The 22,763-nt window shown below is 71.9% G+C and carries 19 protein-coding genes and 1 other RNA gene; 15 read left to right on the top strand and 5 right to left on the bottom strand.

Features of this window, described 5'->3' with window-relative positions; genetic code table 11:
* Positions 1 to 107: 107 nt before the first annotated feature.
* The 3 genes from ACZ5CZ_RS35800 to ACZ5CZ_RS35790 all read left to right on the top strand — a co-directional run bounded on the left by ACZ5CZ_RS35800 (position 108) and on the right by ACZ5CZ_RS35790 (position 3,907).
* A complete protein-coding gene (locus tag ACZ5CZ_RS35800) occupies positions 108 to 1,334 on the top strand; it encodes a serine/threonine-protein kinase (protein WP_385847356.1) in 1,227 nt (408 codons plus the stop codon).
* A 99-nt stretch (positions 1,335 to 1,433) separates the two neighbouring features.
* Positions 1,434 to 2,540 carry a peptide chain release factor 2 gene (gene prfB, locus ACZ5CZ_RS35795; protein ID WP_385847357.1) on the top strand — a complete coding sequence of 369 codons (1,107 nt, stop codon included), beginning with the start codon at positions 1,434 to 1,436 and terminating at the stop codon, positions 2,538 to 2,540.
* Between the two features lie 305 nt (positions 2,541 to 2,845).
* Entirely contained in the window at positions 2,846 to 3,907 is a 1,062-nt protein-coding gene (locus ACZ5CZ_RS35790; protein WP_468948891.1) for an LPXTG cell wall anchor domain-containing protein, read from the top strand.
* 94 nt (positions 3,908 to 4,001) lie between these two features.
* On the opposite strand, the gene ACZ5CZ_RS35785 is transcribed toward ACZ5CZ_RS35790, so the two are convergent.
* Entirely contained in the window at positions 4,002 to 4,193 is a 192-nt protein-coding gene (locus ACZ5CZ_RS35785) for a hypothetical protein (protein WP_100826534.1), read from the bottom strand.
* Between the two features lie 217 nt (positions 4,194 to 4,410).
* Between ACZ5CZ_RS35785 and ftsE the strand changes: the two genes are divergently transcribed.
* The 5 genes from ftsE (at position 4,411) to ssrA (ending at position 8,339) form a co-directional block, all read left to right on the top strand.
* A complete protein-coding gene (gene ftsE / locus ACZ5CZ_RS35780; protein WP_363213874.1) occupies positions 4,411 to 5,100 on the top strand; it encodes a cell division ATP-binding protein FtsE in 690 nt (229 codons plus the stop codon).
* A 43-nt stretch (positions 5,101 to 5,143) separates the two neighbouring features.
* Positions 5,144 to 6,061, top strand: coding sequence for a permease-like cell division protein FtsX (gene ftsX, locus ACZ5CZ_RS35775; RefSeq protein ID WP_385847359.1), 918 nt, complete (start codon positions 5,144 to 5,146; stop codon positions 6,059 to 6,061).
* A gap of 78 nt (positions 6,062 to 6,139) precedes the next feature.
* A complete protein-coding gene (locus ACZ5CZ_RS35770) occupies positions 6,140 to 7,309 on the top strand; it encodes a S41 family peptidase (protein WP_468948888.1) in 1,170 nt (389 codons plus the stop codon).
* A gap of 66 nt (positions 7,310 to 7,375) precedes the next feature.
* A complete protein-coding gene (gene smpB, locus ACZ5CZ_RS35765) occupies positions 7,376 to 7,855 on the top strand; it encodes an SsrA-binding protein SmpB (protein WP_385847361.1) in 480 nt (159 codons plus the stop codon).
* A gap of 115 nt (positions 7,856 to 7,970) precedes the next feature.
* Positions 7,971 to 8,339: a transfer-messenger RNA gene (gene ssrA, locus ACZ5CZ_RS35760) on the top strand.
* Positions 8,340 to 8,429: 90 nt separating this feature from the next.
* On the opposite strand, the gene ACZ5CZ_RS35755 is transcribed toward ssrA, so the two are convergent.
* The 3 genes from ACZ5CZ_RS35755 to ACZ5CZ_RS35745 form a co-directional block, all read right to left on the bottom strand.
* Positions 8,430 to 9,437 (bottom strand): LacI family DNA-binding transcriptional regulator, encoded by a 1,008-nt coding sequence (locus ACZ5CZ_RS35755; protein ID WP_468948886.1) that lies wholly within the window; start codon positions 9,435 to 9,437, stop codon positions 8,430 to 8,432.
* Positions 9,437 to 11,686 (bottom strand): alpha-xylosidase, encoded by a 2,250-nt coding sequence (gene yicI, locus ACZ5CZ_RS35750; protein WP_468948884.1) that lies wholly within the window; start codon positions 11,684 to 11,686, stop codon positions 9,437 to 9,439. The genes ACZ5CZ_RS35755 and yicI overlap by 1 nt, the downstream gene beginning before the upstream one ends.
* Positions 11,687 to 11,912: 226 nt before the next feature.
* Entirely contained in the window at positions 11,913 to 13,094 is a 1,182-nt protein-coding gene (locus ACZ5CZ_RS35745; protein ID WP_468948882.1) for an MFS transporter, read from the bottom strand.
* Between the two features lie 100 nt (positions 13,095 to 13,194).
* On the opposite strand from ACZ5CZ_RS35745, the gene ACZ5CZ_RS35740 reads away from it, so the two are divergent.
* From ACZ5CZ_RS35740 to ACZ5CZ_RS35730, 3 genes are all read left to right on the top strand, one after another.
* Positions 13,195 to 14,202: a LysR family transcriptional regulator gene (locus ACZ5CZ_RS35740; protein WP_468948880.1), complete on the top strand. Its 1,008-nt coding sequence runs from the start codon at positions 13,195 to 13,197 to the stop codon at positions 14,200 to 14,202.
* A 109-nt stretch (positions 14,203 to 14,311) separates the two neighbouring features.
* The gene (locus ACZ5CZ_RS35735; protein WP_385847366.1) at positions 14,312 to 15,697 is read left to right on the top strand and encodes a nitrate/nitrite transporter; all 1,386 of its coding nucleotides are present in this window, start codon (positions 14,312 to 14,314) and stop codon (positions 15,695 to 15,697) included.
* A 91-nt stretch (positions 15,698 to 15,788) separates the two neighbouring features.
* On the top strand, positions 15,789 to 16,976 hold the full coding sequence (locus tag ACZ5CZ_RS35730; protein WP_468948878.1) for a uroporphyrinogen-III synthase: 1,188 nt from the start codon (positions 15,789 to 15,791) through the stop codon (positions 16,974 to 16,976).
* A gap of 36 nt (positions 16,977 to 17,012) precedes the next feature.
* Here ACZ5CZ_RS35730 and ACZ5CZ_RS35725 read toward each other — a convergent pair whose 3' ends face one another.
* Positions 17,013 to 17,504 carry a peptidylprolyl isomerase gene (locus ACZ5CZ_RS35725; RefSeq protein WP_468948876.1) on the bottom strand — a complete coding sequence of 164 codons (492 nt, stop codon included), beginning with the start codon at positions 17,502 to 17,504 and terminating at the stop codon, positions 17,013 to 17,015.
* A gap of 129 nt (positions 17,505 to 17,633) precedes the next feature.
* On the opposite strand from ACZ5CZ_RS35725, the gene ACZ5CZ_RS35720 reads away from it, so the two are divergent.
* The 4 genes from ACZ5CZ_RS35720 to ACZ5CZ_RS35705 all read left to right on the top strand — a co-directional run bounded on the left by ACZ5CZ_RS35720 (position 17,634) and on the right by ACZ5CZ_RS35705 (position 22,273).
* On the top strand, positions 17,634 to 18,209 hold the full coding sequence (locus tag ACZ5CZ_RS35720; protein ID WP_468948874.1) for a CGNR zinc finger domain-containing protein: 576 nt from the start codon (positions 17,634 to 17,636) through the stop codon (positions 18,207 to 18,209).
* A gap of 195 nt (positions 18,210 to 18,404) precedes the next feature.
* The gene (locus tag ACZ5CZ_RS35715) at positions 18,405 to 18,998 is read left to right on the top strand and encodes a sigma-70 family RNA polymerase sigma factor (protein ID WP_385847370.1); all 594 of its coding nucleotides are present in this window, start codon (positions 18,405 to 18,407) and stop codon (positions 18,996 to 18,998) included.
* A gap of 65 nt (positions 18,999 to 19,063) precedes the next feature.
* A complete protein-coding gene (locus tag ACZ5CZ_RS35710; RefSeq protein ID WP_385847371.1) occupies positions 19,064 to 19,831 on the top strand; it encodes an anti-sigma factor family protein in 768 nt (255 codons plus the stop codon).
* A gap of 114 nt (positions 19,832 to 19,945) precedes the next feature.
* On the top strand, positions 19,946 to 22,273 hold the full coding sequence (locus ACZ5CZ_RS35705; protein WP_468948872.1) for a HelD family protein: 2,328 nt from the start codon (positions 19,946 to 19,948) through the stop codon (positions 22,271 to 22,273).
* The last annotated feature ends 490 nt before the right edge of the window (positions 22,274 to 22,763 follow it).

Below are 22,763 nucleotides of genomic sequence, written 5' to 3'. Positions count from 1 at the left end.
GGGTTTGCGGATTTGTCGACATCTGGCGGGTGATTTCCGTCTCCGCGGTGAAGGTTGGCTCCCCGGACGCGTAGTTTTAGCGACAACACGCGTCGGTAGGAGCAGTCTTGGCACGGAAGATCGGCAGCCGGTACACCGCCAACCAGATCCTGGGGCGGGGCAGCGCCGGCACGGTGTGGCTGGGCGAGGGGCCCGAGGGGCCCGTCGCCATCAAGCTGCTGCGCGAGGACCTCGCCTCCGACCAGGAGCTGGTGAGCCGCTTCGTCCAGGAGCGCACCGCGCTGCTCGGTCTGGAGCACCCGCACATCGTCTCCGTGCGCGACCTGGTGGTCGACGGCAACGACCTCGCACTCGTCATGGACCTGGTCCGCGGCACCGATCTGCGCACCCGGCTGGAGCGCGAGCGGCGGCTCGCCCCCGCGGCGGCCGTGGCGATCGTCGCCGACGTCGCCGACGCGCTGGCCGTCGCCCACAAGGCCGGGGTCGTGCACCGGGACGTGAAGCCCGAGAACGTCCTGCTGGACATGCAGGGCCCGCTGGGGCCCGGCGGCGCCCACCCCGCCCTGCTCACGGACTTCGGCGTCGCCAAGCTGATCGACTCGCCGAAGCGGACCCGGGCCACGAAGATCATCGGCACCCCGGACTATCTCGCCCCGGAGATCGTGGAGGGCCTGCCCCCGCGCGCCTCCGTCGACATCTACGCCCTCGCCACCGTCCTGTACGAGCTGCTGGCCGGCTTCACGCCCTTCGGCGGCGGCCACCCGGGCGCGGTGCTGCGCCGGCACGTCACCGAGACCGTCGTACCGCTGCCCGGCATCCCCGAGGAGCTGTGGCAGCTGCTCGTGCAGTGCCTGGCCAAGGCGCCCGCCTCCCGGCTGCGCGCCTCCGAGCTGGCGGCGCGGCTGCGGGAGCAGCTGCCCACCCTCGCCGGGCTGCCGCCGCTGGACGTGGACGAGCCGGAGCCGTCCGAGGAGGCCGCCGAGGAGCAGGCGCCCGCCGCGCCGCCGGGCGGTGAGCCGGTACGGCGCCGGGGCGCGGTCTCCCTGGTGCCCGGCGCCCGGCCGGACTCCAACCGGGACACCCACACGTCGATGCGGGTGCCGGGGCCGGACGAGCTGGCCGGCGGCGCCCACGGCACGGCCCGCGCCCCGCGCGCGTCCGGCGCGCCCCGCCCGGGCTCGGCCAAGCACCGGGCGACGGTACGCCGCCGCCGGATCACCGTGAGCGTGGCCGGAGTCGCCGTGGCGGCCGTGGTCGGCGTGGGCGCCTGGTGGGCCTCCTCCGGCGACAGCGACCACCCAGCCCCCTCCCCGCACAGCACCTCGGCCCCGTAGGCCCCGCGCGCTCCCGGGGAACGCGTGTCCGGCGGCGGAGCCCGGGGTGAGGAGGGACACTCTGCCCTTTGCGCCCGGCGGAGCCGTTACGCTGGAGGCGTGGCAGTCGTCGATGTATCCGAAGAGCTGAAGTCCCTCTCCTCGACCATGGAGTCGATCGAGGCCGTCCTGGACCTCGACAAGATGAGGGCAGACATCGCCGTGCTCGAGGAGCAGGCGGCCGCGCCGTCCCTGTGGGACAACCCGGACGAGGCGCAGAAGATCACCAGCAAGCTCTCCCACCTCCAGGCCGAGGTCAGGAAGGCGGAGGCGCTGCGCGGGCGGATCGACGATCTCGCCGTGCTCTTCGAGATGGCCGAGGAGGAGGACGACCCGGACACCCGCGCCGAGGCCGAGTCCGAGCTGGCCTCCGTGAAGAAGGCGCTGGACGAGATGGAGGTCCGTACCCTCCTGTCCGGCGAGTACGACTCCCGCGAGGCGCTCGTCAACATCCGCGCCGAGGCCGGTGGCGTCGACGCCGCCGACTTCGCCGAGAAGCTCCAGCGCATGTACCTGCGCTGGGCCGAGCAGCGCGGCTACAAGACCGAGCTGATCGAGACGTCGTACGCCGAAGAGGCCGGCATCAAGTCGACCACCTTCGCCGTCCAGGCGCCCTACGCCTACGGCACCCTCTCCGTCGAGCAGGGCACCCACCGCCTCGTGCGCATCTCGCCGTACGACAACCAGGGCCGCCGGCAGACCTCCTTCGCCGGTGTCGAGGTGCTCCCCGTCGTCGAGCAGTCCGACCACGTCGAGATCGACGAGAGCGAGCTGCGGATCGACGTGTACCGCTCCTCCGGCCCCGGCGGCCAGGGCGTCAACACGACCGACTCGGCCGTCCGCATCACCCACCTGCCCACCGGCATCGTGGTCTCCTGCCAGAACGAGCGCTCGCAGATCCAGAACAAGGCGACCGCGATGAACGTCCTCCAGGCCAAGCTGCTGGAGCGCCGCCGGCAGGAGGAGCAGGCCAAGATGGACGCCCTCAAGGGCGACGGCGGCAACTCCTGGGGCAACCAGATGCGTTCGTACGTGCTGCACCCCTACCAGATGGTCAAGGACCTGCGCACCGACTACGAGGTCGGCAACCCGGAGGCCGTCTTCAACGGCGAGATCGACGGGTTCCTGGAGGCCGGTATTCGCTGGCGCAAGCAGCAGGAGAAGTAACTTTGTCGACATGACAACTGCCGCCTGTTCGGGCGGCAGTTGTCATTTGTCTGGGTTTTACATCACACTCACAGGCTTCAACTCCCCCCAAGAGCCCTCCCATCGGGCATTCCGCCCGCAATGCCCTTGACGTTGCTTTGAAAAATGGGAAGGGTGAGGCTGGCATGCGTGTCTTCCGGGGCGCATGTGAACCGGGGGATACGAACCGCTCGACCCAGTCTCGAGCTTCGTCAGCTGCCTCCGTCGATCACGGCAAGCCCCGCACGCCGCCTCATTGACGAACAGCTACTGGGGGTAGCAACCACATGACGAACAAGACGCGGGTCCGGGTCGCGCGGATAGCCGCGGGCGCGGTGATCGCGGCCGGCGCCTCGCTGATGGTCGCCGGAGTGGCCTCGGCCGACGGCAACGGCAACGACAACGGCGGCACCGACGGCGGCTGCCCGATCGCGGTCTGCACCGACGGCGGCACCACGAACGGCGGCACCGACGGCGGTTCCACCGACGGCGGTTCCACCGACGGCGGTTCCACCGACGGCGGTTCCACCGACGGCGGTTCGACCGACGGTGGCTCCACGGACGGCGGTTCCACCGATGGTGGTTCCACGGACGGCGGGTCGACCAACGGGGGCAGCACGGACGGTGGCAGCACCGACGGCGGCTCCACCGACGGCGGTTCGGACTCCACCATCGGCGGTCTGGTCACCGGCGGCACCGACGGCGGCTCCTCCGACGGCGGCAGCAGCGACGGCGGCTCCTCCAACGGCGGTTCGGACTCCACCATCGGCGGTCTGATCACCGGCGGCACCGACGGCGGCTCCTCCGACGGCGGCAACGGCAACAGCGGTGGCAACGGCAACGGCGGCTCCGGCAGCGACGGCGGTTCCAGCGCCTCCGGCGGCAGCAGCGACGGTGGCAACGGCAACAGCGGCGGCTCCGGCAACGGCGGCGGCAACGGCAACAGCGGTGGCAACGGCAACAGCGGTGGCTCCGGCAACAGCGGTGGCTCCGGCAACAGCGGTGGCTCCACCACCTCCGGCGGCGACAGCGGCAGCGGCGGCACCAGCACCTCCGGCGGCGGCAGCACGGACGGCTCCGTCGGTGGCGGCTCCAGCACCGGCGGCAACAACGACAGCCCCCAGGGCGGCAGCGGCGGCAACAACAACGTGCCGCAGCAGGAGGGCTCCTCGGCCCTCACCGACACCGGCTCGGACTCGGGCAACAAGGGCAAGGGCAAGCAGCTCGCCGAGACCGGTGCGGGCGAGACCACGTTCCTGCTGGTCGGCGCCGCGACGATGATCGCCGGCGGTATCGGCTTCCGGGTGCTCCCGCGCCTCGCCGGCGGCCGGGGCGGCGCGGCCGCCTGACCGTGGCCACCCGGTCACGCAGCGCGTACGACGCCTGAGAAGAAGGGCCCGGAGCTCGGCGCTCCGGGCCCTTCCCGTGTCTGCGGGGGATGTCCTACGCGGTCTGGTGCGCCAGCAGCGCCACCGCGGCGATCAGCACCGCGAGCAGCGCGATCAGCGCCATCGGGTTCAGACCCGCGAGAAAACCCTCCTGCTGGAGCCGCTCGCGGTTGGCACGGCACACCGGGCACCGGCCCTCGCTCACGGGCGCCGCGCAGTTCGCGCACACCAACCGGTCGTACGTCATGCGCTCGCCCTCCTTGCACCGGCCATCACACGTACAACGCTCACGGGGACGAGAACGTTCCCCCTACCACTGTGCCAGGTTCCCGCCGAGCGTGCGCCCGCCCGCCCCCCGGTACAAAAACGCACAAGTCTTGTCCAACCTCAACCCGCGACTGCACTTGCACACCCGGTTCGCGTATGGTCACGCTCATCTACCCCCGGCGACCCGTGGTGCATCCGTGATCCGATTCGACAACGTCTCCAAGGTCTACCCCAAGCAGACCCGCCCCGCACTCAGGGATGTCTCCCTGGAGGTGGAGAAGGGCGAATTCGTCTTCCTCGTGGGGTCCTCCGGCTCCGGAAAGTCCACCTTCCTGCGGCTGCTCCTCCGCGAGGAGCGGTGCAGCCACGGCCAGGTGCACGTGCTGGGCAAGGACCTCGCGCGCCTCTCCAACTGGAAGGTGCCGCAGATGCGCCGCCAGCTGGGGACCGTGTTCCAGGACTTCCGGCTGCTGCCGAACAAGACGGTCGCGGAGAACGTGGCCTTCGCCCAGGAGGTGATCGGCAAGTCACGCGGCGAGATCCGCAAGTCCGTGCCGCAGGTGCTCGACCTCGTCGGCCTGGGCGGCAAGGAGGACCGGATGCCCGGCGAGCTGTCCGGTGGTGAGCAGCAGCGCGTCGCGATCGCGCGGGCCTTCGTCAACCGGCCCAAGCTGCTCATCGCCGACGAGCCCACCGGCAACCTCGACCCGCAGACCTCCGTCGGCATCATGAAGCTGCTCGACCGGATCAACCGGACGGGCACCACCGTCATCATGGCGACGCACGACCAGAACATCGTGGACCAGATGCGCAAGCGCGTCATCGAGCTGGAAAAGGGCCGCCTCGTCCGCGACCAGGCCCGCGGCGTCTACGGCTACCAGCACTGACCGCACGCAGCACCCTGTTCCCGAAAGGCCTGAAGAAGCAGCCATGCGCGCCCAGTTCGTCCTGTCGGAGATCGGAGTCGGTCTCCGCCGCAATCTGACGATGACGTTCGCCGTCATCGTCTCCGTCGCCCTGTCCCTGGCCCTGTTCGGCGGGTCACTGCTGATGAGCGACCAGGTCAGCACCATGAAGGGGTACTGGTACGACAAGGTCAACGTCTCGATCTTCCTGTGCAACAAGCACGACGCCGAGACGGACGTCAACTGCGCCAAGGGCGCGGTCACCGAGGACCAGAAGAAGCAGATCCTCGCCGACCTGCACAAGATGACCATCGTCGAGAAGGTCGCGTACGAGTCGCAGGACGAGGCGTACAAGCACTACAAGGAGCAGTTCGGCAACTCCCCGCTGGCCGGCTCGCTGACGCCGGACCAGATGCAGGAGTCGTACCGGATCAAGCTGAAGGACCCGCAGAAGTACGCGGTGATCGCGACCGCGTTCAACGGGCGCCCCGGTGTGCAGTCCGTGCAGGACCAGAAGGGCATCCTGGACAACCTCTTCCAGCTGCTGAACCTGATGAACCGGGGTGCGCTCGGTGTGATGGCGATGATGCTGCTGGTCGCGCTGTTGCTGATCGTCAACACCGTGCGGGTCTCGGCGTTCAGCAGGCGGCGCGAGACCGGGATCATGCGCCTGGTCGGTGCCTCGGGCTTCTACATCCAGGCGCCGTTCATCGCGGAGGCGGCCGTCGCCGGTCTCATCGGCGGCAGCCTCGCCTGTGTGTTCCTGGTCGTCGGCCGGTACTTCACCATCGACCACGGCATGGCCCTGTCCCACAAGCTCACGCTCATCAACTTCGTCGGCTGGGACGCGGTGTTGACCAAGCTGCCGCTGATCCTCGCCACCAGCGTCCTGATGCCGTCCCTGGCGGCGTTCTTCGCGCTGCGCAAGTATCTGAAGGTGTGACGCACACCCCTCGGAACTCCCCGGGGCCGTACGGGTATCCGCCCGTGCGGCCCCGCGCGTTGTCCTAGACTCACCGCCATGTCAGGCCGCGACCTGTTCTGCCCGCCCCGCCGCACCCGCCGCGGGGCCGCCCTGACCTTGGTCTTCGCCGGCGTCCTGGTCGCCGGCGCCGCGACCGGCTCCTTCCCGGAGTCCGACCGGCCCACCGCCCGGCGCACCACCGCCCACGCCGTGGGGGCGGCCGGGGGCGAGGACGTCCGCAGGGCCGCCGCCGAGGCGAAGGCGGCGGGCACCTCCCCGATGGAGGCCGCCGAGCGGGCCGTCAGCCGCAGCGGAGACCGCTGGGGCGCCGTCTACTCGCAGGACGAGTACCAGGAGTTCCAGGAGGCCCTCGACGGCCGCTACACCGGCGTCGGCCTGTGGGCGCGGCGCGAGCGGGACGGCCGGATCGAGGTGACCCGGGTGCAGCCCGGCTCGCCCGCGGCCGCCGCCGGGATCCGCAAGGGGGACCGGCTGCGCAGCGTCGACGGCAGCACGGTCGACGGCCGGCCGGTCACCGAGGTGGTCTCCTTACTGCGCGGCGACAGCGACGACGCCCCCGCCGGTACGACCGTCACCCTGGGCCTGCAACGCGGCACGCGCGCGTGGACCGAGACGCTGCACCGGGCCAGGCTCTCCACCGACTCGGTGACCGTGCGCCGGCTGCCCGGCGGGGTCACCGTCATCCGGATCGCCGCGTTCACCAAGGGCGTCGGCAGCGCCGTCCGCGCCGCCGTCCGGTCCGCCCCGGCCGACGCCGGGATCATCCTCGACCTGCGCGGCAACTCCGGTGGCCTGGTCACCGAGGCGGTGGAGACCGCCTCCGCGTTCCTCGACGGCGGCCTGGTCGCCACCTACGACGTCGACGGCGCCCAGCGCGCCCTGCACGCCGACTCCGGCGGCGACACCGCCCGGCCGCTGGTCACCCTGGTCGACGGCGGCACCATGAGCGCGGCCGAGATGCTCACCGGCGCCCTCCAGGACCGGGGCCGCGCGGTGGTGATCGGCTCCCGCACCTTCGGCAAGGGTTCCGTCCAGATGCCGACCCGGCTGCCCGACGGCGCGGTGGCCGAGCTGACCGTCGGCCACTACCGCACCCCGTCCGGGCGCGCGGTGGACGGCCGGGGCATCACCCCCGACCTGGATGCGGCCGGCGGGGCCGTGCGGCGCGCCAAGACGGTCCTCACCGGGCTCGGCGACCCGTCGTAGCGGCGACGTGCCGTGCGTAATCGGCTGTACTCGCACCCCCTCCCTGGTGCCAAAATGGTCGGCACTATGGCTAAGGAAAAAGGGCGCAAGCTGATCGCGCAGAACAAGAAGGCGCGGCACGACTACCACATCCTCGACACCTACGAGGCCGGTCTGGTCCTCACGGGCACCGAGGTGAAGTCGCTGCGCCAGGGGCGGGCCTCGCTGGTCGACGGCTTCGTGCAACTGGACGGTCACGAGGCGTGGCTGCACAACGTGCACGTGCCGGAGTACAGCCAGGGCACCTGGACCAACCACAGCGCCCGCCGCAAGCGCAAGCTGCTGCTGCACCGCGTGGAGATCGACAAGCTGGAGGCGAAGTCGCAGGAGACGGGCCACACGATCGTGCCCCTCGCCATGTACTTCAAGGACGGCCGGGCCAAGGTCGAGATCGCGCTGGCCCGGGGCAAGAAGGAGTACGACAAGCGGCAGACGCTGCGCGAGAAGCAGGACCGGCGCGAGGCCGACCGCGCGATGTCGGCGGTGCGGCGCAAGCAGCGGGCCTAGCGGCGCGACCCGGCGCGACCGGGGGGGAATACGCTGGCACGGGTCCGCGTTGTTCCCGTACGATGGTTACAGCACCGGACGCCAGCGCCCGGTGTGCACCTTGAGAAATCAACATGGGGATGATCGGTTTCGACAGCGGCTGTCGAAGCAGGGGAAGCGTGTCGAGGAAGCGGCCATGATCTCGTAAACCACAGGCCGAAAAAAATAATCGCCAACACCAAGCGCGATTCCTTCGCCCTCGCTGCCTAAGTAGCGACTTGCGAAGTGTCAGCCCGGGGCTGTTCCCGACCCGGATCCTGGCATCAGCTAGGGAACTAAACCTTGATCCCGGTCACGGGGTGAAGAGGGAAACCAAACAGTGACTGAGCCCGTCGGCGACTTGTTCGCGTGATCGCCGGGGCCGAGAAAAGCACAGCGAACTGCACACGGAGAAGCCCTGGTTCCGCACCGTTGGACGCGGGTTCGATTCCCGCCATCTCCACCAACCCCTCCCGAGGGGTACCCCATGTGGGCAAGGCCCCGTCGCTCGACAGCGACGGGGCCTTCGTCTTGCCCCCGCCACGGCACGCGCCCCTCACACCGGCCGCGGCGCCGTGCTCGCCCGGTCCGTGAGGCGGGGCGGAAGCAGCGTCTCCCCCGGTACGGCGGCGGCCGTCGGCTCGGCGATCAGCAACTCCACCGCCCGCTCGCCCAGTTCGGCCGAGGGCAGGTCGACCGAGGTGACCGGGATACGCGGGGCCGGGGCGGTGTCGGCGGGGCAGACCGCGATGACCGACAGGTCGGCCGGGACCCGCAGGCCGAGCTGTTCGAAGGCGTCGATCAGGGGCCCCAGCACCGCCTCGTTGTGGACCACGACGGCGGTCAGCGCGGGCTGTTCGCGCAGCAGCCGCTCCGCCACCGCGCGGGCCGCCTCCGGGCTCGCCGCGCACGGGCGGACCAGCGAGGCGAGCCCATGGCGGTCGGCGGCGGCGGTGAAGCCGCGCACCACCCGCCGGGCGAACGCGGCCCGCCGTACGTACACCTCCGGCGGCGGGCCGACCAGGGCCACCACCCGGTGCCCCAGCGCCGCCAGCCGCTCCACGCACAGCTCCCCGGCCGCCGCGAAGTCCAGGTCGACGCAGGGAAGCCCGGCCGGCTCGGCGGGCACCCCGACCAGCACCGTGGGCACGTCCAGGGCGCGCAGCCGCGGCAGCCGGGGGCCGCTCAGCTGCCCGTCCAGCACGATCAGGGCGTCCACCAGCGCGTTCTTCGCGAACCGGAGCAGCCCCGCCTCGCCCTGGTCGCGGGTGAGGAGCAGCACGTCGTGGTCGTACCGGCGGGCGGTGGTGACGACCGACCCCGCGCAGCTCATGGCCGGCGGGACAGGGACGCCGGGGCGTAACGGCACCATCAGGGCCAGCACCTTCGAGCGGTGGTCGGCCGGGGCGCGGGCGCCGCCGTGCGGGTGGTAGCCCAGCGCGCGCACCGCCTGCTGCACGCGCTGCCGGGTCTCGGCGGAGATCGGCCGCTTGCCGCTGAGCGCGTAGGAGACGGTGCTCGGCGAGACCCCCGCGTACCGGGCCACATCGATGATGCTGACCATCAGCCCAGCTCCAGCGTGAGGAAGCCGGTCCCGGCGGGGGCCTCGGCGCACCGGTCCCCGGCCGCCAGCGCCCACGGCCGCGCCGGATCGCCGCACGCCGCCCGCAGGGTGTCGCCCTCGCGTACGACGGTGAAGGTCACGTCCCCGACCGGCACCGTCACCCGGGCGCCCCGGGCGAGCCCGTAGGCCCGCAGGGTGACCCCGTCGGCATGGTCGTAGTCGGGCCGGTCGGCCACCGCGCCCACCGGGAGCACCGCGCCCGGCCGGACCAGCAGCGGTGCGCTGAGGAAGCCGTGCCGCTCGCGCACCCAGCGCGGACCGGTGACCGTACGGCCGTCCTCGAAGTGGGTCCAGGTGCCCTCGGGCACGTAGTAGGAGACGTCTCCCTCGTCGCTGAAGACCGGGGCGACCAGCAGGTCGGGCCCGAGCATGTACTGGCGCTCCAGATGCGCGCAGCCGGGGTCGTCCGGGAACTCCAGCACCATGGCGCGCATCACCGGCAGCCCCTCGGTGTGGGCGGTGCGGGCGGCCTCGTACAGATAGGGCATCAGCCGCAGCTTGAGCCGGGTGAAGTGGCGCAGCACCGCCACGGACTCCTCGTCGAACAGCCAGGGCACCCGGTAGGAGGAGGAGCCGTGCAGCCGGCTGTGCGAGGAGAGCAGGCCGAAGGCGAGCCACCGTTTGAACAGCTCCGGGCTCGGGGTGCCCTCGAAGCCGCCGATGTCGTGCGACCAGAAGCCGAACCCGGACAGCCCGAGGGACAGTCCGCCGCGCAGCGACTCGGCCATCGACTCGTAGGTCGACTCGCAGTCCCCGCCCCAGTGCACCGGGAAGCGCTGGCCGCCGGCGGTCGCCGAGCGGGCGAAGACCACCGCCTCCCGCTCCCCGCGGTGTTTGTTCAGCACCTCGAAGACCGTGCGGTTGTACAGCTGGGCGTAGTAGTTGTGCATCCGCTCCGGGTCCGAGCCGTCCGCCCAGGCCACGTCCAGCGGCACCCGCTCGCCGAAGTCGGTCTTGAAGCAGTCGACGCCCTGGTCGAGCAGCGCCTCCAGCTTGGCCGCGTACCAGTCGCGGGCGGCCGGGGAGGTGAAGTCGACCAGCGCCATGCCGGGCTGCCACAGGTCCCACTGCCACACGCTTCCGTCGGGTCGGCGCAGCAGATGCCCGAGCGCCCTGCCCTCGGCGAACAGCGGGGAGCGCTGGGCGATGTACGGGTTGATCCACACGGACACCCGCAGGCCCCGCTCGTGCAGCCGCTCCAGCATGCCCTCCGGGTCCGGGAAGACCCGGTCGTCCCAGGTGAAGTCGCACCACTGGTGCTCGCGCATCCAGAAGCAGTCGAAGTGGAAGACGGACAGCGGCAGTTCGCGCTCCCGCATGCCCTCGATGAAGGAGGTGACCGTCTCCTCGTCGTAGGCGGTGGTGAAGGACGTGGACAGCCACAGGCCGAAGGACCAGGCGGGCGGCAGCGCCGGGCGGCCGGTGAGGGCGGTGTACCGGCGCAGGATCTCCCGGGGGCTCGGGCCGTCGACGACGTAGTACGTGAGCTGCTGGGTCTCCGCGCTGAACTGGACCTGGGAGACCGTCTCCGAGCCGACCTCGAAGGAGACCCTGCCGGGGTGGTCCACGAACACGCCGTAGCCCGCGTCGGTGAGGTAGAACGGCACGTTCTTGTAGGCCTGTTCGGTGGCCGTGCCGCCGTCGGCGTTCCAGATGTCGACGGTCTGCCCGTTCTTCACCAGCGGCCCGAACCGTTCGCCCAGCCCGTACACCGAGGTGCCCACCCCGAGCCCCAGCTGCTCGCGCAGGTAGTGGGCGCCGGTCGCGTCCCGCATGACGCCCATGCCCTTGGGGCCGCTGGCGGTGAGGGTGCGGCCGCGGGCCCGGAACTCCATCCGCCACGGCCCGGTCCGGGCGAAGCGCACGGACAGCTCGCCGGAGGTGAGGGCGGCGTGCTCGTCGTCGTACGACACCTGGGGCGTGTGCTTCTCGGTGTGCACCTCGAACGCGGGGCCGCGCGGCTGCTCGCCCGCGAAGTGGGTGAGGGTGATGCCGATGACACCGGGCAGGGGGGCGTGCGCGGTGATCGTCAGGACCGGCCCCTTCAGCAGGTCGCCGCGGTGCCGTACGGGCCGGGCCGGCGCGTGCACCGTCAGCGTGCCGTCCCGCGCGGTGACGTCGAGCACCTGCGCCGGGTGGGCGGCGGTGACGCCCTCGCGCAGCAGCCAGTAGCCGTCGGTGAACTTCACGCGCACCCCTTACGTGGGCCGGACTCGTTCGATGCAGTTCGTGCCGGTCGGTGCCTGTCAGTGCTGGTCGATGTCTGTCGATGCCGTTCGATCCGGCGGTGTGTCGGGGCACCGTGTGCGTCGAAGCGCTTCGACAGAGGACGGTAAGAGGGGGGTGGCGGGGGCGTCAACCGGTCTGTGAGGAATGGCGGAAGCGGTTCGACGCAGGGGGCCGGCGTGTGCCGCTCTACGCCTTCGCCGCAGCGCCGACCAGCAGTGCCGTGGCCGCCGCCGCGACCGGGACGAGGAAGCCGGTGCCCGGCGAGGTGTGCTGGGCCGCCCAGCCGCCCAGCGCCGAGCCGCAGGCGATGCCGGTGAGCAGGCCGGTCACCATCAGGCTCATGCCCTCGTTGAGCCGGCCGGCCGGGGTGCGCGTCTGCACCAGGGTCATCGTCGTCACCATGGTCGGCGCGGTCGCCATGCCCGCCACCAGCAGCGCCACCGCGAGCACCGGCAGGGCGCCGGTCAGGCCGGCCGCCGCCCAGGGCAGCGTCATCAGCAGGGCCATCGCCGCCAGGCAGTGCCCCAGCCGCAGCCCGGCCGGTTTCAGCGCGCCGTACAGCAGGCCCGCCGCACAGGAGCCCGCCGCCTGGAGGGCGAGGACGACCCCGGCCGCCGCGCGGTGCCCCTGCGCGTCGGCGTACGCGATGGTGACGACCTCCATCGAACCGAACACCGCCCCGGTGGCCGTGCAGCAGGCCAGCAGCGGCCGGATACCGGGGGCGCGCAGCGGTGACGGCGTCTTCGCGCGCGCCCGGGGCGGCGGTTCGGTGGCCCGCTGCGCGGTGAACAGCAGCATCCCGGCCAGCAGCAGCACCGCGCCGGTGAGGGTGCCCGCCTCCGGGAAGAACGTGCCGGTCAGAAAGGACGCGAGCACCGGGCCGAGCATGAAGCACAGCTCGTCGGCGGCCTGTTCGAAGGAGTTGGCGGTGTGCAGGGCGTCCGGGTCCCGCTCCAGCAGATGGGCCCAGCGGGCGCGGGACAGACCGCCGATGTTGGGGGTGGTGGCGGTGAGGGCGTAGGCGGCGAACAGGGTCCAGTCGGGGGCGCCGTACCGCACGCACAGCAGCAGGGCGAGACTGCCGAGCACGGCGACGGCGGTGGCCGGTATGGCGACCCGGGCCTGCCCGTGGCGGTCGACGAGCCGGGCGATCCACGGCCCGGCCAGCGCGGTCGCCGCGAGTCCGGTCGCGGTGACGGCACCGGCGAGGGCGTACGAGCCGCGCGAGCCGGCGATCATCACCACCGCGCTGACGCTGAACATGCCCATGGGCAGGCGGGCGAGGAGGTTGCCGGCGGTGAAGGCGCGGGTGCCGGGGCGGGAGAAGAGCCGGCGGTAGCCGTGGGCGTGGGATATGAGCGGGGGCATGCGTCCACCCTGGCCGGGAGTGGATCAAGGGGTCCAACACCTGCTCGGCGCCGATTCACGCACTGGTGGTGTCGATCGCCGTGCTTGTACGTTCTCCGTCATGGCCGACCACATCGATCCCCGACGCCTGCGCGCCTTCGTCACGGTCGCCGAGGAGCTGCACTTCACCCGGGCGGCGGCCCGGCTGTACGTCGCCCAGCAGGCGCTCAGCCGGGATGTACGGCGGCTGGAACGGGAGCTGGGGGCCGAGCTGTTCGTGCGCACCACCCGGCAGGTGACGCTGACGGCGGACGGCGAGCGCCTGCTGCCGCTCGCGCGCGGGGTGCTCGCCGCGCAGGAGGAGCTGCTCGCCGCGTTCCGCCGGCCCCGCCCGCTGCTGGTCGACCTCAACTCGCCGGGCCTGGCCACCGGCCGCCGGGTGCTGCACCGGGCCCGTGAACTCGCCCCGGACTGCGAGCTGATGGCCCGCTACGAGAGCGGTCTGACCGGCGCCGCGACCGAACTCCTCGCCGGCCGCCTGGACGTCTCCTTCGGCCGTTTCGCCGGCCTGGACCCGGCACTGCGGTCGGGCCTTGAGCAGCAGCCGGTGCGCTACGAGCCGATGGCCGTGATCCTGCCCGAGAGCCATCCCCTCGCCGGGTCGCCGGGGGAGCCGGTGCCGGTGGCGGCGCTGGCCGGGGAGACGGTGTACGCCGGTGCGGGCAACCCGCGCACCCCGGAGTGGACCGATCTGGCCCGCCGGCTCTTCGCCGGGCACGGCATCCGGCTCGCGCCGCCGCAGCCGCTGGCCGTCGGGGAGGAGGAGTTCGAGCGGCTCACGGCCAAGACCGGGCATCCGGTGCTGGCGGTGGTCGATTTCCCGCCACTTCCCCGCACGGTCCGCAGACCGCTGGTCGACCCCGTCCCGCTGTCCCCGGTGTCGCTGGTGTGGCGCAGGGGACTGGTCCACCCCGGGCTGGACGCGCTGCGCGGCGCGGCGGCGGAGATCGCCCGGGCGGAGGGGTGGCTGCGCCGGCCGGCGGACGGCTGGACCCCGGACGCGGACCGCGCGGTGATGGCCGGCGCCCTCACCGGTGGCGCCCTCACCGGAGGCGCCCTCGGCGAGTGAGAGCAACGTTCCCTTCCGGTCACCCACAGCCACAGCGCGGAAACGAGCCCTCCCTACCGTCGGCTCGGTCACTATGTGGCAGCAGCCCGAGCAGCACCGTGGAGGCGTGATGACAGAGCCAGCTCCTACCCGACGCAGCGGCCGCTGGATCGAGCGGTGGGATCCGGAGGACGAGGGATTCTGGAAGGCGACCGGGGCGCGGATCGCGAACCGCAACCTCTGGTTCTCCGTCCTCTCCGAGCACATCGGCTTCTCGGTCTGGACCCTGTGGTCCGTCCTCGTCCTCTTCATGGGCCCCGAGTACGGCCTGACCCCCGCCGACAAGTTCCTGCTGACCTCGATGGTCACGCTCGTCGGCGCGGTCGTCCGGGTGCCCTACACCTTCGCCGTCGCCGTCTTCGGCGGCCGGAACTGGACGATCATCTCGGCCGGCCTGCTGCTCGTACCGACCGTCGCCGCCTTCGCCGTCATGACGCCGGGCACGTCCTTCGGCACGTTCCTGCTGGTCGGCCTGCTGGCCGGGATCGGCGGCGGCAACTTCGCCTCCTCCATGACCAACATCAACGCCTTCTTCCCGCTGCGCAGGAAGGGCTGGGCGCTCGGTCTGAACGCGGGCGGCGGCAACGTCGGCGTGGCCGCGATCCAGCTGGTGGCGCTGGCCGTGATCGGGGCGGGCGGCGGTCCGCGCGTGCTGCTCGGCATCTACATCCCGCTGATCGTCGTGGCCGCCTGCTGTGCCGCGCTGTTCATGGACAACCTGGCGACGGTGAAGAACGACACCGGCGCGGCCAAGGACGCGGCGAGGGACGCCCACACCTGGATCATGTCCCTGCTCTACATCGGCACCTTCGGCTCCTTCATCGGCTACAGCTTCGCCTTCGGCCAGGTCCTGACGAACCAGTTCGGCCGCACCCCGCTCCAGGCGACCTATCTGACCTTCATGGGCCCGCTGCTCGGCTCGCTGGTCCGGCCCCTCGGCGGCCGGCTCGCGGACCGGTTCGGCGGTGCGAGGATCACGCTCTGGAACTATGTCGCCATGGCCGCCGCCACCGCCGTCCTGGTCCTCGCGAGCGTGCAGAGGTCGCTGCCGCTGTTCGTCGTCGCGTTCGTCGTGCTCTTCGTGCTCACCGGGACCGGCAACGGCTCGACGTTCAAGATGATCCCGGGCATCTTCCAGAACAAGGCCCTGGCCAAGGGGCTGACCGGGGAGGAGGCCGTGGCGTACGGCCGCCGGCTGTCCGGCGCCTCGATGGGGCTGATCGGCGCGGTCGGCGCGCTCGGCGGCGTCGGCATCAACCTCGCCTTCCGCCAGTCCTTCCTGACCTACGGCTCCGGCACCGGCGCGTTCGTCGCCTTCCTCGCCTACTACGGCGTCTGCTTCGCCGTGACCTGGGCCGTATACCTTCGCCGGCCGGTCGGCCGTACGGCGTCCGCGGCGGCCGCCCCGGAGGCATCCTCGGAGACGAAGGCGCAGCTCAGCTACGCCGACGTGTGACGTAACACCGGTGACATCGAGCCGAACCGAGCCTGTCACGCGCCGTTGACAGGCTCGATTTCGGCCGTGCCGGTCAGCTAGGAGAGGCCCCATGTACGACGAAGAGCAGCACCCCGCGGCTCCCGGAGCGCCCGGAGTCCCCGGAGCCTCGGAGCACGGGCCGCTCGCGGGATTCACCGTGGGCGTCACCGCCGCGCGCCGGGCCGACGAGCTGGGTGCCCTGCTCCAGCGGCGCGGCGCGGCCGTCCTGCACGCGCCCGCCCTGCGCATCGTGCCGCTCGCCGACGACGGTGAACTCCTCGCCGCCACCCAGGAGATCATCGGTAACGCGCCGGACGTGGTGGTGGCCACGACCGCGATCGGCTTCCGCGGCTGGATCGAGGCGGCGGACGGCTGGGGCCTCGGCGAGCAGCTCCTCGGCCGGCTGCGCGGTGTCGAGCTGCTGGCCCGCGGCCCCAAGGTCAAGGGCGCCATACGGGCCGTCGGCCTCACGGAGGAGTGGTCCCCGTCCTCGGAGTCGCTGGCGGAGGTCCTGGACCGCCTGCTGGAGGAGGGCGTGGACGGCCGCCGTATCGCCGTACAGCTGCACGGCGAGCCGCTGCCCGGCTTCGTGGAGTCCCTGCGGGCCGGCGGGGCCGAGGTGGTCCCGGTCCCGGTGTACCGCTGGATGCCGCCGGAGGACCTGGCCCCGCTGGACCGCCTGCTGGACGCGGCGGTCTCCCGCGCGGTGGACGCGCTCACCTTCACGAGCGCCCCCGCCGCGGCCTCCCTGCTCTCCCGGGCGGAGAAGCGGGGTCTGCTGGAGGAGCTGCTGGCCGCCCTCGGCCACGACGTCCTGCCGGCCTGCGTGGGCCCGGTCACGGCCGTTCCGCTCCAGGCGGCGGGCGTGGACACGGTCCAGCCGGAACGCTTCCGCCTCGGCCCTCTGGTGCAGCTGCTGTGCCAGGAACTCCCGTCCCGGGCCAGGGCGCTGCCGGTCGCCGGGCACCGGGTGGAGATCCGCGGCCACGCGGTCCTGGTGGACGGGGCGTTGAAGCCGGTGCCCCCGGCGGGGATGTCCCTGCTGCGGGCGCTGTCCCGGCGGCCGGGCTGGGTGGTGGCCCGGGCGGAGCTGCTGCGCGCCCTGCCCGGCGCGGGCCGCGACGAACACGCCGTGGAGACGGCGATGGCCCGCCTCCGTACGGCCCTGGGCGCGCCGAAGCTGATCCAGACCGTGGTGAAGCGGGGCTACCGGCTCGCCCTGGACCCGGCGACGGACGCGAAGTACGCGGACGTGTGAGCCGGGCCCGGGGCGATCACCGGCACCGGGCGCGGATCAGACCGTGCCCGACTTGGCGATGGTGACCTTCTTGCTCAGCCGGCCGCTCTGCGAGCCCAGCGACTCGATCTGCTTCACCAGCTCCATGCCCTCGACGACCTCGCCGAAGACGACGTGCTTGCCGTCCAGCCACGGGGTGACGACGGTGGTGATGAAGAACTGCGAGCCGTTGGTGTTCTTGCCCGCGTTGGCCATGGACAGCAGGCCGGGCCGGGTGTGCTTGTGGGTGAAGTTCTCGTCCGCGAACTTCTCGCCGTAGATGCTCTTGCCGCCGGTGCCGTCACCGCGCGTGAAGTCACCGCCCTGGAGCATGAACTGGGGGATGACGCGGTGGAAGGAGGAGCCCTCGTAGCCGAAGCCGTGCTCGCCCGTGGCCAGCTCGCGGAAGTTCCGGGCCGTCTTCGGGACGTCCTCGTCGTACAGCTTGAAGACGATCCGGCCGGCGGGCTGGTCGTCGATGGTGATGTCGAAGAATACGTTCTCTGCCATACGGGGATCTTGACATACGGCTCACCCGAGGGCTGAGAGGCCCGGGAAGCGCCGAGGGGTTCCGGCCGTCGCTTCGTAGCGGCACTGTGGGGAGGAGCGGCACGCTTCGGCCGAGGTGGTGACAGGCACATGGCAGTGCGGTTCGATGCCGGGCGGATCTGTCTCGATCTGCTCGCCACCGATCATCCCGTCGAGCGGCTCGACGGTGTCGGCGCGCTGCGCGCATGGATCGCCGGGGCCGGGCTGGTGCCGGCCGGGACCTCGCTGGAGCACGCGGGACCGGGCTGGGTCGGCGAGTTCCGGGCGTTGCGGGAGCAGGTGGGGCGGCTGGTGCGGCCGGTGCCGGAGGAGGAGGCGTCGTACGAAAGCGCCCTCGGGTACGTCAACGAGGCCGCCCGTGCCGCGACCCCCGTGCCGTGCGCGGTGCGCCGGTGCGACGGTTCGCTCGGCCGGGAGCTGGCCGCCCCGCCCGGCTGCGCCGCCCTGCTCGCCCTCCTCGCCCGGGACGCCGTCGAGCTGCTCACCGACCCCGTCGCACGGGCGGCCGTACGGCAGTGTGCGGGGGACGCGTGTCCGCTGGTCTATCTGGACACCTCGCGCGGGCGTCGGCGGCGCTGGTGCTCCAGTGAGGTGTGCGGGAACCGGGAGCGGGTCGCCCGGCACCGGCGCAGGGCCGCCGGCACCTCCGGCCCGGCGGTCGCGTGATCTTCGCGACATCCACCGGAGGGCCTCCCTCCGGTCGCGTGTCGGAAAAGTGAAGGCGGCGTGGTGGGAATGTGGTGGCATGTCCCGGTCGGCGCGCCGTTTTCGAGGAAACACCCGCCTCCCTTTGAACATCGCGCCACCCCCGTCCGTACGGGTGGGCGAGCGAATGACTGGGGGAACCCCCGGACACCGGAGGTGGGCGTGCGCAAGGATGCGGCCGTGGCCAATGAACGTGGATCGAGGGCCCGACATCGCATGTCCTCACAGCCCTCACAGCCCTCGGAACCTGACGAGGAGCTGATGCGCGCGCTGTACCGGGAGCACGCCGGCCCCTTGCTCGCGTATGTCCTGCGGCTGGTCGCCGGTGACCGGCAGCGGGCCGAGGACGTCGTACAGGAAACGCTCATCCGTGCCTGGAAGAACGCCGGTCAGCTCAATCGGGCGACCGGTTCGGTACGCCCCTGGCTGGTGACGGTCGCGCGTCGCATCGTCATCGACGGCCACCGCAGCCGGCAGGCCCGGCCGCAGGAGGTCGATCCGTCGCCGCTGGAGGTCATCCCCGCGGAGGACGAGATCGACAAGGCGCTGTGGCTGATGACGCTGTCGGACGCACTCGACGACCTGACCCCTGCCCACCGGGAGGTTCTCGTCGAGACGTACTTCAAAGGGCGTACGGTCAATGAGGCGGCCGAGACGCTGGGTATCCCCAGCGGCACGGTGCGCTCCCGGGTGTTCTACGCCCTGCGGTCGATGAAGCTGGCACTGGAAGAGCGGGGGGTGACGGCGTGATGAGCAGCAGCGGATACGGGGGAATGCAGGGATTCGGTGCAGGTGGTCCGGGTATGCCTGGGCCTATGAACCCCAGTTCGGGATCTTCGGTGCCGAACGAGCACGAGACCGTCGGCGCCTACGCCCTCGGGATTCTCGACGACGCCGAGGCAACCGCTTTCGAGGCGCATCTGGCCGGCTGCGAGTGGTGCGCCCAGCAGCTGGACGAGCTGGCCGGCATGGAGCCGATGCTGGCCGCGCTGGCCGACCTGCCCGGCTCCGGGAGCACCCCGGCGATCGGCGAGTCGCTGTCCGCCAGGCCCAGTCCACGGCTGGTGGAGCGGCTGGTCGACGAGGTCGCCGAGCACCGTGCGCGCAAGCGGCGGCGCAGCTTCTACATGGTCGCGGCCGCGGCGGCGCTGATCATCGCCGGGCCGCTGGCCGCTGTCGCCGTGAACAGCGGCTCCGACGGGGGCGGACAGGTCGCGGCCTCCTCGCCGCAGACCACCTTCGAGGCCATGCCCGAGAAGAAGTCGGCCACCGACCCGTCGTCCGGCATCAGCGCGACCGTCGGCATGCAGGGCAAGGACTGGGGCACCCAGGCGGTCCTGGAGCTGAAGGGCGCCAAGGGTCCGCTCAAGTGCAGCCTGGTGCTCGTCGCCAAGAACGGCCAGCGCGTCACCATGTCCTCCTGGTCCGTCCCGGACTGGGGGTACGGCATCCCCGACGCCAAGACGGAGCAGGCGCGGAAGCCGCTGTACATCGGCGGGGCCGCGGCCTTCAAGCCCAACGAGATCGACCACTTCGAGGTGGTGACCTTCCAGGGGAAGAAGCTGGTGCAGGTCGGCGCCTAGCGCGTTCGCGGCAGGCAGTTCCCCGGGGCGGCCCGGGGAACTGCGCTCCCGTAGCCTTCACAGTCCCTCTTCGCGTACGGTTGACGGCTGCCCAGCACGTCAGAAGGGGGCCCGGTGGCCGCTCAGGTTCAGCAGTCCGCGGTCGGCTCGGTACACGACGCACACGACTCCGTCCGTGACCGAGAGATCAGCGTCGAACAGGAACACCTGGACCGGGTGTACCGGCGGCTCGAGGAGAAGATCCACGAGGCCGAGTTCCTGATGAACGACGCGGCCAAGCGCGGCCAGGTCGGCACCCCGGGCGCGCTCGCCGAGCGGGACGCACAGGTCTTCCGGGCCGGCATCCATCTGAACCGGCTCAACAACGAGTTCGAGGACTTCCTGTTCGGCCGGATCGACCTGCTGCTCGGCAAGGACGGGAAGAAGGGTCCCGACGGGGCCTACACGGCGGTCGAGCCCGCCGAGGGGGCCGTCCGCGAGGACAACACCGCCGACATCGCCGAGACCCTGCACATCGGCCGGATCGGCGTCCTCGACGAGGACTACTCGCCGCTGGTCATCGACTGGCGCGCGCCCGCCGCCGCGCCGTTCTACCGTTCCACGCCCGTGGCGCCGGGACGGGTCGTACGGCGCCGGGTCATCCGGTCCAAGGGGCGCCGGGTGCTCGGCGTCGAGGACGACCTGATGCGCCCCGAGCTGACCGCCTACCTCGACGGCAGCACGCTGCCCGTCATCGGCGACGGCGCCCTGATGGCCGCCCTCGGCCAGGCCCGCAGCCACACCATGCGGGACATCGTCTCCTCCATCCAGGCCGAGCAGGACCTCGTCATCCGCGCGCCCGCCGCGTCCATCACCCAGGTCGAGGGCGGACCGGGCACCGGCAAGACGGCCGTCGCCCTGCACCGGGCCGCCTATCTGCTCTACCAGGACAGACGGCGGTACGCCGGCGGCATCCTGATCGTCTCCCCGACCCCGCTGCTGGTCGCCTACACCGAGGGCGTGCTGCCCTCGCTCGGCGAGGAGGGCCAGGTGGCCATCCGCGCCATCGGCTCGCTGGTCGACGGGGCCGAGGCGACGCTGTACGACTCCCCGTCCGTGGCCCGCGCCAAGGGCTCGTACCGGATGCTGAAGGTGCTGCGCAAGGCCGCCCGGGGCGCCCTGGAGCTGGGGCCGGCGAGCGGCGAGCCGGCCGCCGGGCCGCCCACCCGGCTGCGGGTCGTCGCCTTCGGGCGCCGCCTCGAACTGGAGGCGGCGGAGCTGGAACGTATCCGCCGTACGGCCCTCGGCGGCACCGCGCCCGTCAACCTGCTCCGGCCGCGCGCCCGCAAGCTGCTGCTGGACGCCCTGTGGGCCGCGTCGGGCGCCGCCACCCGGCACACCGACCCGGAGCTGGCCGCCGAGCTGCGCTCCTCCTTCGACGAGGACGTCACCACCGAGGACTCCTTCCTCGCCTTCCTCGACGCCTGGTGGCCCGAGCTGACCCCGAAGGGGGTGCTCGCCGCCATGGCCGACGAGAGGCGGCTCGGCCGCTGGGCCCGGCGGATCCTGAACCCGGGGGAGGTGCGCAAGGTCGCCCGCTCGCTGAAGCGGGACGGCTACTCCGTGCACGACATCGCCATGCTGGACGAGCTCCAGGCGATCCTCGGCGCCCCGGCCCGCCCGAGGAAGCGGCGCGAGCTGGATCCGCTGGACCAGCTCACCGGCCTGGAGGAGCTGATGCCGGTGCGCGAGGAGTCGCAGCGGGAGCGGGCCGAGCGGCTGGCGCAGGAGCGCACCGAGTACGCGCACGTCATCGTGGACGAGGCGCAGGACCTGACCCCGATGCAGTGGCGCATGGTCGGCCGCCGCGGCCGGCACGCCACCTGGACCGTGGTCGGCGACCCGGCCCAGTCCTCCTGGTCCGACCCGGACGAGGCGGCCGAGGCGCGCGACGAGGCCCTCGGCAGCCGGCCCCGGCGCCGCTTCCAGCTCACCGTGAACTACCGCAACCCGGCCGAGATCGCCGAGCTGGCCGCCAAGGTGCTCGCGCTCGCCATGCCGGGCTCCGAGTCGCCCAGCGCCGTACGGTCCACCGGGGTGCAGCCGCGGTTCGCGGTCGTGGGGGAGTCGCTCGCCCGGACCGTGCGGGCCGAGGCGGAGCGGCTGCTGGAGCTGGTGGACGGCACGGTCGGCGTCGTCGTCGCGATGAACCGGCGCGAGGAGGCCCGGCGCTGGCTGGCCGGGCTCGGCGACCGGGTGGTGGCGCTCGGCAGCCTGGAGGCCAAGGGGCTGGAGTACGACGCGACGGTCGTCGTGTCGCCCGCGGAGATCGCCGACGAGTCGCCGGCCGGGCTGCGCGTGCTGTACGTGGCGCTGACCCGGGCGACCCAGCAGCTGACGGTCGTCTCCGGCGAGCGGGACGAGCCGGACGCGGACGGGGTGCCGGACCTGCTGCGGGACTGAACTCCGCGGAGGGGAATGGGCTTCCGGCATCCGTTTGTTAGCCTGGATGCGGCACCGGCTCGATCCAAGCCCCCGGGCCCAACCTTCGTCCCTGCGAGGGACCACTTGCCGCGAGGCGAGCATGGCGGGTCGGTGCCACCTACGTGGAGAGAGGCCCACGTTCCCAACCTTCGGTTGTGACGTGGGTCTCTTTCTTTGTCTGATCGTCTCTCGTATGGTGGAAGTGGTTTTCCGAAACCACCGGGAAGCCCCAAGGGAATCGCGCACCCGCCGAGCGGCAGCCGTGAACACAACGTCCGCAATCCTGGACGGCTACCGCGTACTGAGCGGTAGGTGCGACGATCGGACGGCACAATCTCGCGACACGGTGAAAGCAGAGGAAGTCGGCCATGGCAACGGCGCCCAGCGTCTCCTACTCGATGACCATCCGGCTGGAGGTGCCCGCGAGCGGAACGGCCGTCTCGCAGCTCACCACCGCGGTGGAGTCCTC

The sequence above is a fragment of the Streptomyces sp. NPDC031418 genome, assembly GCF_055581605.1.
This window is presented reverse-complemented; position numbering and strand designations above follow the sequence as displayed.